The sequence below is a fragment of the Paraburkholderia sp. SEWSISQ10-3 4 genome (assembly GCF_030464785.1).
Lineage (GTDB): Bacteria > Pseudomonadota > Gammaproteobacteria > Burkholderiales > Burkholderiaceae > Paraburkholderia > Paraburkholderia aspalathi.
This window is the reverse complement of the sequence record NZ_JALPRI010000003.1, coordinates 324,978-338,044: the sequence shown is the minus strand read 5'-3', so window position 1 is coordinate 338,044 and position 13,067 is coordinate 324,978. Positions and strand designations below refer to the sequence as shown.

The window sequence follows — 13,067 nt, the reverse complement described above, 5'->3', positions numbered from 1 at the left end:
CTATCTCCGCGAGTTTCCGTAGTCCGGAGATTGAGCAAGAACGGCTAGGCGCGATGTTTCGACCATGAGCGACCATAACGCCAGTCGCACAATCCAGATATCCAGACCATGCAAGCTCATGTTGACGCCACTCATGCTTACACGAAGCGCTTCAATGCCGTACTCGCGTACATCGAAACGAACCTCGATGGCGACCTGTCAGTAGAAGCGCTAAGTCGCATTGCGAACTTCTCGAAGTTCCATTTTCATCGGCAGTTTGCCGCCTATGTGGGGGTGCCGGTCGCACGCTACGTGCAACTGATGCGCTTGCGTCGGGCTGCCCACCGCCTGGCTTCGCGTGAGTTCTGCTCGGTGCTCGACGCCGCGTTCGACGCGGGCTTCGACAGTCCCGAAGCCTTCAGTCGTGCATTCAAGCGCGCATTCGGCACGGCGCCGAGTTCGTTTCGGCAGCATCCGAACTGGCAGATCTGGAGTGCGACTTTTGTCGTCCCCTATCTTTCAAGGAAACTCACCATGCAAGTACAAATTGTCGATTTTTCTGAAACCCGTGTCGCCGCGCTTGAACACTGCGGACCGCCTGGGCTTGTCAACGAGAGCGTGCGCAAGTTCATCGACTGGCGCAAGCAAAGTGGGCAATCTCCGGTTGCGTCGAGCAGAAATTTTGGTATCCCGCGCAATAACCCGGACACGACACCGGCCGATGCATTTCGTTTCGATATCTGCGGAGAAATCGACGAGCCGGTCGCGTCGAACGTCTACGGTATCCGCGAACTCGTCATTCCGGGCGGTCGATGTGCCGTGGTTCGGCATACCGGATCGACCGACCACGTCGGCGAGACTATCTATCCGATCTACCGCGACTGGCTTCCTGCGAGCGGAGAGGAACTTCGGGACCATCCCTTGTTCTTTCACTATCTGAGTATTTTTCCGGAAACGCCGCAGGATCAGTGGCAAACCGACATCTACATTCCCCTCGTGTGACCGGGTGATCTGCGACAGCGACCTTACGGTCGCTGGACCGCTGATCAGAAGTTGGCGACAATGCGACATCCATCGACTTCTACTACCTCAGGTAACGGGTGCGACCGGCTATGCTTATCGACTCTCTCTGGCGCATCGCACTTCGCATCGCATACCCGCTCGCTCGCGCCTGGTGGCACCTTCGGCGACCTCGCCATGAAGGCGCACTAGTCGCAATCTACGTCGGGCAGGCGCTGTTGCTCGTGAAGTCATCGTACCGGGCCGAGTGGAATTTTCCCGGCGGCAGTGTCCATCCCGGTGAGACGCCTGATGCCGCGGCGCAGCGCGAGATGGAAGAGGAGATTGGTCTGCCGTCGTACACACTATTCCCCGCAGGCAGCGTCTATGGCACTTGGGACGGGCGAAGAGACCGGGTGCATTTCTTTGAACTGCACCTCGATTTCATACCCGAGCTGCGGCTTGATAATCGTGAGATTATCGCCACGCATCTGGCATCGCCAGAGGAATTGCACAACATCGCGCTGACAGGGGCAGTCACGGCGTATCTCCGCAAAGATTTCTGCAGTTAGTTGGCACCTCTCCTTTCGGGACATCTTGGCTCGAAAACGCTGTGCACACCGTGCTTGACCAACACACACATACGCTCATGTCTTTGCCAAGCCCGACACTGCATACCCCTCGCCTGCTATTGCGCCCTTTCACGGAAGCCGATACGGGCTCCATCTACGCACTGCAGAGCAATCCGCGCGTGCTGCGCTACTGGGACGCGCCGCCCTGGAAAGAGCGCGCGCAAGCAGAGCGCTTCATCGCTGTTTGCAAGCAGATAGAGCAGGAAGGCACCGGCGCGCGGCTGGCCATCGAGCGTGCCGTCGACGGTGTATTCATCGGCTGGTGCTGTTTGATGAAATGGGATCCAAACAACCGCAGCGCGAAGATGGGCTACTGCTTCGATGAAACGGCATGGGGCCAAGGCTTCGCTACCGAAGCCGCAAGCGCTTTGTTGCAGTGGGCCTTCGACACACTGGATCTGAATCGTGTTCAGGCCGAGACTGACACACGCAACACGGCATCGAGCCACGTGCTGGAGAAGCTCCAGTTTGTCCGCGAAGGCACCCTGCGAGAAGACTGCATTGTGGATGGCGAGGTATCGGATTCCTGCGTGTACGGGCTCCTCAAGCGGGAATGGAAGCCGTTGCAGTCAGGATCGACCACAGGCTGAAACGGGCTCCCTTGCCCCCACCCGAACGCGTCACTACCGACGAGATAGCCAACGCGGTCGGTGCCTTCCTATCCGGGTGGACAGGTCATCGGCTTAACGTGCAAGCTTTGGCAAGGATAGGATTCAGGTAGCTGCGGGTTCTGCGCGGCACTCAAATTTGAGCCGTCGCTGCTCACGGTGCAGCCGGCAAGCATCATTAGCAGACCGGATACCACGGCGACATTACGCCACACGGTAAATTGCATATGTACTCGACACAACGGGAATGGGTTGCGGTACGGGAAACCCGTCGCAAACGCTGTTAGGCATGGAGTTGCAACGCCAATCAACACCGTGTTGACGCGTAGATCACGCATTGCCGGTCGTCAAGGCTCGGTCACCGAAAGGTAAGCCGCAGCCGCTTCGATCTGTGCGTCGTTCAGCGTGGCCGCGACGGCTGTCATCGTTCCCGGCGCCGGCGTTTTCCCCTTCGCGCGCGCCTGAAATTCGTGTAGCCGGGCAACGACAAACGCCGCCGGTTCGCCTGCAATGCTCGGAAAGCGCGCGCCGTTGCCTTTGCCGCCGGCCGCGTGGCAGCTGAAACAGGCGGGAATGCCGGATCCCGCACCCATCTCGGCGAGCTGCTTGCCGGCCAGCACCAGGCTTTGTTGCGGTGGCGCACCTTCGGCAAGCGGCGGGTCCTGCTTCGAGAAAAAATTTGCGAGCTCGCGTATTTCGCTATCGGAAAGAGTGAGTGCAACCGTCTGCATGACAGCGCTTGCGCGCGTACCCGCCTTGAACATTGACAATGCGTGCGCGAGATAATCCGGATCTTTGCCAGCAAGCCGCGGCCCACCGGCTACAGTGCCGGCGCCCAATGCGCCGTGGCACGCGACACAGGTTGCGATGGACGGAGCCTCCGTCCCATTGGCAGTGTCATGCACATTCGCTGCGGATTGTGCATGACAGGTACTTGCGAAACCGACGAGCGCCGCAACCGAAAGCGGACGCAAGCCGGCGCGCAACATGTTGACAGAACGTGGACCGATCATCGTGATTTTCCCGCTATGCTTTGAACAAGCGTCCCGTGAACGACGCGATGGGACGATTCTGCCGGGATGATTCTGACCGGCGAGCGTCAAGCGGATTACGGATCTGTTATCTAGGGCGATGACCGGCCTGTCTGCAAGCGTCGCCTTACTTCTGCTCGCCGGTCGCTTCGAGGATCAGATTTGCCACTTCAGTCGGATGCGACAGCAGCGACACGTGGCTCGACTTAAGCTCGATCGTATGCGCGTGCATGCGGTTCGCCATGAAGCGCTCCAGATCGGTGTTGATGGTCCGATCTTCAGTCGACACCGCATACCAGGTCGGCTTGTCGTGCCATGCAGCGACGGTCGTCTTCGCCATCGTGATCGCCTTGCCAATCGGCTGCTGAACCGCATAATACTTCTCTGCTTCAGCCCTCGGCAGATCGCCGGCAAAGTCTTTCAAAAATGCCTGCTCGGATAGCTGGCCGTAGCCGTCGGCCGACCACTGAAGCCCCGCCGATGCGGGCGCGGCCGGAAATTTCTTCGTCAGTGCCGGATAGTCCTCGCCGGCATCCGGCGCACGCGCGGCAATGTACACGAGACCGGCCACCTTCGGATCATCGCCAGCCTGGCTGATCACCATCCCGCCGTACGAGTGCGCGACTAGCAGCGTCGGGCCATCCTGTTGCGCAAGTGCGCGCTTGACCGCGTCCACGTCCGCGTCGAGCGAAGTCGTCGGATTCTGCACCGCCGTCACGTGCAGGCCCTTTGCCTGAAGCAGCGGAATCACCTTCCCCCAGCTCGAACCATCTGCAAACAGCCCGTGAACCAGCACGACGTTCTTGATCGGTGCGGACGAAGCAGCGGTGCTGTCCTGCGCGAATGACGTCGTTGCACTCAGCAGCGCGGCGCAGGCGAAACCGGCCAGGACAAACGAATTCAACTTCATGAGACTTCTCCGAGGTATGTGAAGGATGAGATTCGCGAATTTCGCTCAGCCGCAATGGCGAGTCGAAAGACGAGCCATACCCAGTCAATCATCCCGTCGATGCGTACGACTGCAAGCGGGCGCTGGATTCTGGTGTACGAAGGTGCAAACACAGTCCCTGCACAAACATTCCGTTCGCTGCAAAGTTTTTTATGAGTCGACGTCTGCAAGGAGCCATTGCATCTGGACAAGCACGAACGGCTGATGCGGATCGAGCCGGGAAGCTGACGTACTGATCGAACTGTCACTGACTCACTTTCTGAAAAGTCTGCGGAATAAATTGGGCCGGCGCTCGTTTCGTCCATTGCCTTTGATTTTTCTTTCTTCCGCTTCGGCATTGTCGGACCTGCTTGCGCTCTCCACGCGCTGCGGGCGACGCCGGCATCCTGCGAGTTCGTTAATGAAAAAAGTCCTGGTGACGTGTGCTTTTGTTGTATCTGTCCCTGCCGCGCATGCGCAAAGCAGCATTACGTTGTACGGCATCATTGATGAGGGCTTCGAAGCAATCAGCAACGCGCCTGTTGCCGGCAGCAAAGGCGGCGGCAGGCTGTTCCGGCTCGATGCCAACAACGGTCTGAATGGGTCCCGTTGGGGACTCAAAGGATCCGAAGATCTCGGCGGCGGCCTCAAAGCAATCTTCACGCTCGAGAGCGGCTTTGAACTCAACACCGGAAATCTCGCGCAAGGAGGCGATGAATTTGGCCGACAGGCCTTTGTCGGTTTGTCGAGCGACCGGTATGGCACCGTGACGCTCGGGCGGCAATATGATCCCGTCATCGACTACGTCGGAATATACGAGTTCGGTGATTCAAATCTTGGCTCGGATCACGCCGCACATCCCGGTGACCTCGACAATTTCAATTTCACACGTCGCCAGAACAATTCGATCAAGTACCAAAGCCCCGACTACGGCGGTTTAAGATTCGAAAGTCTCTATAGCTTCGGCGGCGTGCCAGGCTCGCTTGCAACCAACCAGGCCTACTCTTTCGGAGCCCATTTTATGAGAGGCCCGCTCGGCATGTCCGTGGCATATTCACACGTCAACAATCCGGCGGCGTCCTTGTTCGGGAGCAACCCAACCGATACCGCGACGTCGAACGGGCTGACCGCGAGCCCGATCTACAGCGGCTATGCGTCGGCAAGAACGTACCAGGTCGTAGCGGCAGGCGGTTCATATACGTTCGGACACGTCGTCGTGGGCGCGACCTATTCGAATATTCGCTATTCGAACATTGCCGCGCTGAGCGAAAGCAGTGCGGATTTCAACGACGCGGAAGTCAGCCTGCAGTATCTGATTGCCCTGGATTGGTCGGTGGGAGCCGCATACAACTTCCTGAAGGGGAACGCAGTGACTGAAACCATTGGGGGCGCCAAATACAATCAGCTCTCCGCCGGTGTGAATCACAAGCTGTCCAAGCGCACCGATGTCTATATTTCAGGCGCATGGCAGACGGTGAGCGGAGACGACTCGACCGGGCATGCGGCGGTCGCGAACATCGCCGATTTGTCGCCTTCTTCGAATCGTCATCAAGCGGTCGCTCGTGTCGGAATCCGGCATCAATTCTAGTCTTACTGTGTCAACCCAAGCACACCCTCCCCCTGCGTACGCACGCTTTTACAAGCGTGCGTACGGTCGATTTGCCAGGCCACCTCGTACTACGCGTTCACCTGATCGTGTGACGCGGGGGAAGGGGGCGAGAAACTGGACTCCGGATGGGCCGTAAGAAAAACAGGCAGATCGGTAGCGGGCGGTTTGGCGGGAACGTCGAAGAACATTTCGCAAACCCACCCGCGATGATACGAAGCGTGATTCACGAGATGCATGAACATCGCGCCGCGCGACATTGCCGAACGCTCACCGGATATGAACGCGAACGACAGCACTTCAGCCAGCGACGCGTCGGTCTGTTCATCCGCCCAGCGTTCGAACCACGCGTTCATGTCCTGTTGCGCGCGACGCAGGTCGCGCAGATCGGCATGCACGACCACGTTGCGTGCCGTGAAGCCGTGCTCCTTGCGTTCGAGGTGCGCCTTCCAGATCAGATCGACCACGTAAATGTGATTCAGCGTGCCGATCATCGACTTGAACAAGGTCTGCCGCGTTTTGACGGCTTCATCCGGCGGCAGTGCTTCGATGCAATCGAATAGCACATTGTCGGCCCAGGTTTTATAACGGGAAAGAATGCGGGTGGTTTGCGTATTAAGCATGACTCGTTTCCTTGACTATTCACTCGCGTCGTTCAGCACGTCCAGCGCGGCACGACACGCGCCGGCCAGCTGTTCGCGCATCAACTCCTGCACGTTCGACGAGCGGTTAACAATGGCATCGCGAATTTTGACCGATTGACTGAACGACGCCTGCATACGGCCGCCACGCGCCATCGCAATGCGCCGCAAGCGGCGCACAGGTCCGATCAATCCTGCGTGACTGTCCTGCAGCGTGCGGTTGTCGGCGATCGTCATCACGATTGTGTAGAAGCGGTCTAGCGCTTCGACGTAACCCACCGGATCACCGGCATCGACGCTCACTCGCATCGCCTCGATCACGTCGTCGAGTTGCGCGGTGCCGAGCGTCGTGATGCGCTCCAACGCGAGTTGTACGGCAAGACATTCGAGCGCCGCGCGCACCGTGTAAATCTCCTCGACGTCACGCAGCGTCACGGCACGCACGTACGCGCCGACACGCGGCAGCACCGTCACCAGTCCCTCGCGTTCGAGTTGCGCGAACGCCTCGCGCATCGGCGTGCGGCTTACGTTCAACTGCTTCGCGACCTGCACTTCCGAAAGGCGGCTGCCCGGCGCAAGCACGCCCTCGATGATCGCCTCGCGCAATGCGGGCACCACGACGCCTTCGCTCAATGAGTCACTAGTTGCATCGACAGTGCGCATGCGCGAGTGATATTTGCTCGCGATCTTGTCAAGCGAATGTGCGCCTGCGTGTGCCCCTTTCGCCTGCTTCGGTGCGGCGGCTTCGGCGGTTTTCATTGCAGTTTTACTGGAAGGCATTGACACCTCGTGATCATGTGAATACGCTGTATACAGATTATACACCCGCAATGACTTGCACGACACAGGCGTAAGCGCTGAAGCGTCAGCGCCGGTCGACACAGGAGAAGTTATGGATCGCAGTCCATTCCCGCAGCCGGTTTTGATCGAGCGAACGGGCGACGTGCTGAGTTTTACGCTGAATCGCCCGGACGCAGGCAACGAGGTTTCCGGCCTGATGTTCGAGGCAATGACGGCGGCGTTACGCAGCGAAGCCGCTGAGCCGAGCGCGCGCGTGCTGCGCATCCGCGGGAGCGGCAACGTGTTTTGTACCGGACGCGAGCGCGCCGGGCGCGATGCCGTGTCGATCCGTTCGGAGGTCGCGCGGCTGATCGAACTGAAGCGCCTCGTGCGCGGCACGTCGATGATTTCGATAGCGGAAGTGGATGGCGATGCGCACGGCTTCGGCTTCGGACTCGCGATTCTGTGCGACTTCACGCTCGTGTCGTCACGCGCGACGCTCGCGTTTCCCGAGATGCGCAAGGGCTTGCCGCCCGCCGCGATCATGGCCTATGTGGGCCGCTACGCTTTGCCAAAGACGCTGTTTCCGATGGTGTTGTTCGGCGACACGTTGACGCCTGCCGCCGCGTTGCAGGCGGGGCTGATCACGCAGGTCTGCGAGCCTGCTGCGCTGCGCAGCGACGCCGACGCCCTCACCGATCGCATCCTCGCGCTCGACGACGCGGGCGTGCGCCAGTGCAAGGCGTTCTTTCAGGCGGCGGAAGAAAGCCCGATCGAACAGAACTTCCGCAGCGCGACCGACATGCTGACCGTCACGAGCCTGCGACTGATGCACGGCCGCTGAGCGCGAGCTCACCCAGCGAAGTCCGTACATGGCGCGCGCGGACTTGTCCTGGGAAAGCCCGCGTTTCTTCAGCACGCCGGCAGCAAGCATCTTGCATGGGACCAGAGTAAGTGCCAAAGCGCTAACTCGGTCGACAGGAGACAGACATGAACGTCAACGCAGGGCCGCGGCTCGACCGTTTGCCGATGTCGGGATTTCATCGGCGCATCATGTGGTTGATTGGCATCGGCATGTTCTTCGACGGCTTCGACATCTACGTCGCGTCGACCGTGCTCGGTGCAACGCTCAAAACCGGTTTCTCGACACTCGGCCAGAGTGCGCTGTTCGTGTCGCTAACGTTTCTAGGCATGATGCTCGGTTCGCTTGGCACCGGTTTTCTCGGCGACCGCTTCGGCCGCCGTTTCACGTATCAGGCAAATCTTGCGGTGTTCGGACTCGCGTCGCTCGGTGCGGCCCTCGCGCCGAACATGAGCGTGCTGATCGCGTGCCGCTTCGTGATGGGCCTCGGACTCGGCGCGGAAAATGTCGTCGGCTATTCGACATTGACCGAATTCGTGCCGCCACAAAAACGCGGCAAGCTGCAAGGACTGATGGCCGTGTTCGTCGTGTCCGGATTGCCGGTCGCCGGGCTGATCGGTTTGCTGCTGATCCCCACGTTCGGCTGGCGCGCGATGTTTGTTCTGGGCGGCTTCGGCGCGCTAGGTGTCTGGTATGCGCGCAAGTCGCTGCCCGAGTCGCCGCGCTGGCTCGACTCCGTCGGCCGTCATGAGGAAGCCGACGCGATCCTGAATCGCATCGAAGGCGAAGTCATCGAAGCGCGCGGCGGCGAGCCGCTGCCCCCGCTTGTTGTGGCAAAGACGCCCGGGCAAGCTGCAACCTTGCTATCGTTTGGATCGCTTTTCAGCGGCACGATGCTGCAACGGATGATCGTGGGCTGCGTCACTCTCGTCGTCATCAATACGCTGCTGTACGGCTTCGTCACCTGGCTGCCGACCTTTTTCGTGCATCAGGGCTTCAGCATCGCGAAGTCGTTCGGCTTCGCACTCGTCATGTCGCTCGGCGCGCCAATCGGCTCCGCAATCGGCGCATTGACGGCGGACTCGTGGGGCCGCAAGCCGACCATCATCGGCGCGTCGTTCGCTGCAATCGTGTTCGGCGCGATCTATCCGTTCGTTTCGGATCCGCTGCTGCTGCCCCTTGTCGGCCTGTTACTGACCATTCCGATCTATGTGCTGGTCGCGCTGCTGTTCGCGATTTACGTACCCGAACTCTTTCCGACCGAAGTCCGGCTGCGCGCATCGGGCATCTGCAACACGCTGGGTCGCGGCGCAACTATCGTCACGCCGTTTATCGTCGTCGCACTGTATGCGCAGCACGGCATTGTCGGTGTGCTGGCGTTGATGATCGGCCTGCTCGTCATTCAGATCATCGTGGTCGCGTGGCTCGGCGTCGAGCCGACCGGCCAGCGTCTCGAAGACCTACAGCCCACCAACCTGCAAGCAAGCGATGCGATGCGCACCGACGCGCCGGGCGCCGATGCGCATGCATCGTCTCTCAAGTGAACCACCTGGAATTGATCTCTATGGACACAGTGAACCAGACACATCTCGATGCACAGCTTTTCATCGACGGCGCATGGATAGACGCCGACACCGGCCGCACGCTCGACATCGTTAATCCAGCGACGGGTGAAGTGATCGGCGAGCTCGCGGCCGCGTCGCAACAGGACGTGGACCGCGCGGTGCGCGCGGGCCATCGTGCGTTCGAAAGCGGTGCGTGGCGCGACATGCCGATCCAGCAACGCGCGCGTGTGCTAAACCGCTTCGCCGATCTGTTCGAAGCGGACCTCGAACAGTTTTACAAACTCGAAACGCTGAACAACGGCCGACCGATCTCGGAGACGCGCGCGCAGATCTCACGTCTGCCGCAGTTCTACCGCTATTTCGCGGCGCTTGCGCTGACGCGCCGCAGCGACGTGATTCCGATCGAAGGGCCCTACCTGTGCTACACGCAGCGCGTGGCGCTCGGCGTCGTCGCGTTGATGACGTCGTTCAATCATCCGCTGATGATTCTGTCGAAGAGTCTTGCGCCCGCGCTCGCTACGGGTAACAGCGTCGTCATCAAGGCATCCGAGCAGACACCGCTGACCACGGTGCGCCTTGTGCGTCTGCTGGATGAAGCAGGCGTGCCGAAGGGTGCCGTCAACGTCGTGAACGGCGAAGGACGCGAGGCAGGCGCGGCGCTCGCGCAGCATCCGCTGATCCGCAAGGTCGTGTTCACGGGTGGCACGGAAGTCGGCCGCTCGATTGGCGAAGCGGCGGCACGCACCTTCGCGTTGACGACGCTCGAACTCGGCGGCAAGGGCGCGGTGATGCTGTTCGACGATTTCGACATGGAGCGCGCGGTCAACGGCGCAGCGTTCGCCGCCTTCATCGGTGCGGGGCAGACCTGTGTGTGCGGCGCGCGGATTCTGGTGCAGAAGTCGATCTATACGGAGTTTCTCGAACGTTTCCGCGCGAAGGCCGCGGGCATTCGCGTGGGCGATCCGGCCTATGTAAAGACCCAACTCGGGCCAGTGATTTCGGACCGTTCGCGTCAGCGCATTCTCGCGATGCTGGAGCGCGCGCAGGCGGCGGGCGCGAAGGTGCTGACGGGCGGCGGCGTACCGTCCAACCTGAAGCAGGGCTTTTTCATCGAACCGACCGTGCTGTATGACGTCGATCCGCGCTCGGAGATCGGTCAGGATGAAGTGTTCGGACCCGTCACCGTCGTGATGCCCTTCGACGACGAGGCGGACGCGATCCGCATCGCCAACGACACGCAGTTCGGCCTCGCCGCTTCCGTGTGGACGCAGGACGTCGCGCGCGCGCATCGCGTTGCGAGCAAACTCGAATTCGGCATGGTCTGGGTCAACGATCATCACCGGCTCGACCCGGCCTCGCCGTGGGGCGGTTTCAAGAACAGCGGCGTGGGGCGCGAGACGGGCGTCGAATCGTTCGATCAGTTCAGCGAGCCACGCGCGGTGACGATCAATGTAAGCGGCAAAACCGTCGACTGGTATGCGGACGATGGTGAGCTGAAACGTCTTAATTGATTCTTCCGAAATGACGCAAGAGGCTAGTGTGGGCGACCGGATTATGCGAAGCGGTTCCTCGCGGGTCACGTAGCATGCATCGCGCAATGCCGAATCACGCTGTCGCCGCACTGTATGTCATCAATACAGTGAAATACCGGCCTAGGAAGCCCTGTCGCGCGCCGCTATCGCCTGTAGTTGGCTAACACGGCGCGTATCGCCGGGTCATTCAAGTTTTCGCGTGTCACCGTCACCACGTCGACAAATATCTTGGGACGAGGCGGCTGGCCCTGCAAGGCAGCGACCAGCGTCTCGACCGACCGATAACCCATACGGTAAGAATCTTGCACAACGTCCGCGTGTATCACGCCGTGCTCAAGCGCATGCAGAAATTCCGGGCGCCAATCGAACACAACCAGACGAGGACGAGTACTCACGGGCATCTCTTCGACGACGTGCAAGGCCCCATAGGCTATCGTCTCGTTCGGAGCGAAGACCGCGTCGAGGTGCCCTACGTCACCGGACAGTGACTTGCGCACCTGTGCTTCCGTCTCACGAAACTGATACCCGACGTAAGGGGCGATGACCACATGCCACCCCATTTCACGCGCGACAGCCAAAAACCCCTCTTCTCGCGCGGTTGTCGAACTGATATTCGGCGCGAGTCTCAGCACTGCAATTCTGGCGCCTTTGCGCAGAACGGGTACCAGACTCAGGGCCGCCGTTCTACCTGCTGCGAAATTGTCAGTGCTGACTGTGGAAATCGCGTTGTAGTCCGTGCTGCTCCGGTCGACGAATACCGTAGGAACGGCGATCGGAATCGGCGTCGCTACGTCTTGCAGCGGTTCGGGCGCCAACACGATACCCGCTACGCCGCTCTTCACCAGGTAGTCGATCATTCTCAACTGGATATTGGGTTCTGCGCCGAGTGACATTCCGTCGGAAGGGCTGCGCATTAGCAGTTCGACATGAAGATCGTCAGCGGCACGATGCATACCCCTGCTCATCGGCCCCCAGAAATCCAGGCCCGAGCCGGCGAGCACCACACCGATCTGGGTGGCAGACGCCGCCTGCACTATCCCCGCCAATACAGTAACCACTATAAGAAGTGAAAGCGTTCTGCGCATTGAGTATTGCCGTCGTACCGAATATGGGTTCTGCTGTGTACGCAACGCGGCTCAAAAGGGCCGCAACTGATTTAGCCCGTGTCATCGCGGAATAACCCGGATGACTTGTCCCAGGAATTGGGAAATTAATTGCACCCGAAGGAAGTGTCAATGCATTTCGGATATCAATTCTTCCGCCTCCAGCTTGCCTCGGCGACCTGAAAGGCCCGCGGTCATTCCCTTAGCGGATTAGGGGTAACCCCAAAAACCGAAATACATCCTTGCGAACAATGCGCTTAATTATCAGCGACCGCTTCCCTAAACTTTGTTTTACCTGCTATGGCCCTAGGCGGCGATCTGTGGTTTGCGTCATGTTATTACCGTGAAATGTCGCGTGAGTTTGTTTGATCGCCACGAGCCAGGCGTGCAACGACGCTACGGAAAAATATGAATGAGTCGTTTGCGTCGAAATTCCAGTCAAAACAAGGAGGAACCGGTCATGAAGAAGACAACCAGCACATTAATCGCGGCCGTCGCCGCACTCACGCTGTCGGGTGGCGCTTATGCACAGGCCAACAACACGCTGGCAACCCCGAGTGTAGTGTCGCCGGCCGCCGTGCCGCCAGCCAATGCAACGAGCGGCTACGGCACGCCTGGCGCCACCAATTCGGACAGCGGCATGAGCGCCGCGTCGCCGAACTCAGGCATGCCGAATAGCACGAGCAATAGCTCGACGTCCCTCACCAACCTTCCCGGGAGTCACAACACGCTGGCAACTCCGAGCGTAACGTCGCCGGCCGGCCAATAGTTCGAGTCCCTCGTTCGCCACCCATCATAAGA

Annotated in this window: 13 protein-coding genes; 8 read left to right on the top strand and 5 right to left on the bottom strand. The window is 59.9% G+C overall.

Going from position 1 to position 13,067, the window contains the following annotated elements; all coding sequences use genetic code 11:
• Positions 1-108: 108 nt before the first annotated feature.
• The 3 genes from M0D68_RS10035 to M0D68_RS10025 all read left to right on the top strand — a co-directional run bounded on the left by M0D68_RS10035 (position 109) and on the right by M0D68_RS10025 (position 2,200).
• A complete protein-coding gene (locus tag M0D68_RS10035) occupies positions 109-981 on the top strand; it encodes a GyrI-like domain-containing protein (RefSeq protein WP_200619166.1) in 873 nt (290 codons plus the stop codon).
• Positions 982-1,091: 110 nt separating this feature from the next.
• Positions 1,092-1,550, top strand: a complete 459-nt coding sequence (locus M0D68_RS10030) for an NUDIX domain-containing protein (RefSeq protein ID WP_200619165.1) — start codon at positions 1,092-1,094, stop codon at positions 1,548-1,550.
• Between the two features lie 41 nt (positions 1,551-1,591).
• Positions 1,592-2,200 (top strand): GNAT family N-acetyltransferase, encoded by a 609-nt coding sequence (locus tag M0D68_RS10025; RefSeq protein ID WP_200619164.1) that lies wholly within the window; start codon positions 1,592-1,594, stop codon positions 2,198-2,200.
• A 365-nt stretch (positions 2,201-2,565) separates the two neighbouring features.
• Here the strand turns inward: M0D68_RS10025 and M0D68_RS10020 are convergent, their stop codons facing one another.
• The gene (locus M0D68_RS10020; protein WP_200619163.1) at positions 2,566-3,231 is read right to left on the bottom strand and encodes a c-type cytochrome; all 666 of its coding nucleotides are present in this window, start codon (positions 3,229-3,231) and stop codon (positions 2,566-2,568) included.
• 145 nt (positions 3,232-3,376) lie between these two features.
• Positions 3,377-4,159 carry an alpha/beta hydrolase gene (locus M0D68_RS10015; RefSeq protein ID WP_211702583.1) on the bottom strand — a complete coding sequence of 261 codons (783 nt, stop codon included), beginning with the start codon at positions 4,157-4,159 and terminating at the stop codon, positions 3,377-3,379.
• A 439-nt stretch (positions 4,160-4,598) separates the two neighbouring features.
• Between M0D68_RS10015 and M0D68_RS10010 the strand changes: the two genes are divergently transcribed.
• Positions 4,599-5,765 (top strand): porin, encoded by a 1,167-nt coding sequence (locus M0D68_RS10010; protein WP_200619161.1) that lies wholly within the window; start codon positions 4,599-4,601, stop codon positions 5,763-5,765.
• Between the two features lie 89 nt (positions 5,766-5,854).
• Here M0D68_RS10010 and M0D68_RS10005 read toward each other — a convergent pair whose 3' ends face one another.
• Both M0D68_RS10005 and M0D68_RS10000 read right to left on the bottom strand, forming a co-directional pair.
• On the bottom strand, positions 5,855-6,406 hold the full coding sequence (locus M0D68_RS10005) for a DinB family protein (RefSeq protein ID WP_093646108.1): 552 nt from the start codon (positions 6,404-6,406) through the stop codon (positions 5,855-5,857).
• 15 nt (positions 6,407-6,421) lie between these two features.
• Complete coding sequence (locus tag M0D68_RS10000) at positions 6,422-7,204, bottom strand: GntR family transcriptional regulator (protein WP_200619160.1); 783 nt, start codon at positions 7,202-7,204, stop codon at positions 6,422-6,424.
• A gap of 112 nt (positions 7,205-7,316) precedes the next feature.
• On the opposite strand from M0D68_RS10000, the gene M0D68_RS09995 reads away from it, so the two are divergent.
• From M0D68_RS09995 to M0D68_RS09985, 3 genes are all read left to right on the top strand, one after another.
• The gene (locus M0D68_RS09995; RefSeq protein WP_200619159.1) at positions 7,317-8,048 is read left to right on the top strand and encodes an enoyl-CoA hydratase/isomerase family protein; all 732 of its coding nucleotides are present in this window, start codon (positions 7,317-7,319) and stop codon (positions 8,046-8,048) included.
• A gap of 146 nt (positions 8,049-8,194) precedes the next feature.
• Positions 8,195-9,610 carry an MFS transporter gene (locus tag M0D68_RS09990; RefSeq protein ID WP_200619158.1) on the top strand — a complete coding sequence of 472 codons (1,416 nt, stop codon included), beginning with the start codon at positions 8,195-8,197 and terminating at the stop codon, positions 9,608-9,610.
• 20 nt (positions 9,611-9,630) lie between these two features.
• Complete coding sequence (locus M0D68_RS09985) at positions 9,631-11,142, top strand: aldehyde dehydrogenase (protein ID WP_200619157.1); 1,512 nt, start codon at positions 9,631-9,633, stop codon at positions 11,140-11,142.
• A 164-nt stretch (positions 11,143-11,306) separates the two neighbouring features.
• On the opposite strand, the gene M0D68_RS09980 is transcribed toward M0D68_RS09985, so the two are convergent.
• Positions 11,307-12,248, bottom strand: coding sequence for a substrate-binding domain-containing protein (locus M0D68_RS09980; protein WP_200619156.1), 942 nt, complete (start codon positions 12,246-12,248; stop codon positions 11,307-11,309).
• Positions 12,249-12,726: 478 nt separating this feature from the next.
• Between M0D68_RS09980 and M0D68_RS09975 the strand changes: the two genes are divergently transcribed.
• Entirely contained in the window at positions 12,727-13,035 is a 309-nt protein-coding gene (locus M0D68_RS09975) for a hypothetical protein (protein ID WP_200619155.1), read from the top strand.
• Positions 13,036-13,067: the final 32 nt, after the last annotated feature.

What these genes read in the sequence shown, in the direction of transcription:
- M0D68_RS10035 (WP_200619166.1), top strand. Translation starts at nt 109, where the DNA reads ATGCAAGCTCATGTTGACGCCACTCATGCTTACACGAAGCGCTTCAAT.
- M0D68_RS10030 (WP_200619165.1), top strand. Translation starts at nt 1,092, where the DNA reads ATGCTTATCGACTCTCTCTGGCGCATCGCACTTCGCATCGCATACCCG.
- M0D68_RS10020 (WP_200619163.1), bottom strand. Translation starts at nt 3,231, where the DNA reads ATGATCGGTCCACGTTCTGTCAACATGTTGCGCGCCGGCTTGCGTCCG.
- M0D68_RS10015 (WP_211702583.1), bottom strand. Translation starts at nt 4,159, where the DNA reads ATGAAGTTGAATTCGTTTGTCCTGGCCGGTTTCGCCTGCGCCGCGCTG.
- M0D68_RS10010 (WP_200619161.1), top strand. Translation starts at nt 4,599, where the DNA reads ATGAAAAAAGTCCTGGTGACGTGTGCTTTTGTTGTATCTGTCCCTGCC.
- M0D68_RS10005 (WP_093646108.1), bottom strand. Translation starts at nt 6,406, where the DNA reads ATGCTTAATACGCAAACCACCCGCATTCTTTCCCGTTATAAAACCTGG.
- M0D68_RS10000 (WP_200619160.1), bottom strand. Translation starts at nt 7,204, where the DNA reads ATGCCTTCCAGTAAAACTGCAATGAAAACCGCCGAAGCCGCCGCACCG.
- M0D68_RS09995 (WP_200619159.1), top strand. Translation starts at nt 7,317, where the DNA reads ATGGATCGCAGTCCATTCCCGCAGCCGGTTTTGATCGAGCGAACGGGC.
- M0D68_RS09990 (WP_200619158.1), top strand. Translation starts at nt 8,195, where the DNA reads ATGAACGTCAACGCAGGGCCGCGGCTCGACCGTTTGCCGATGTCGGGA.
- M0D68_RS09985 (WP_200619157.1), top strand. Translation starts at nt 9,631, where the DNA reads ATGGACACAGTGAACCAGACACATCTCGATGCACAGCTTTTCATCGAC.
- M0D68_RS09980 (WP_200619156.1), bottom strand. Translation starts at nt 12,248, where the DNA reads ATGCGCAGAACGCTTTCACTTCTTATAGTGGTTACTGTATTGGCGGGG.
- M0D68_RS09975 (WP_200619155.1), top strand. Translation starts at nt 12,727, where the DNA reads ATGAAGAAGACAACCAGCACATTAATCGCGGCCGTCGCCGCACTCACG.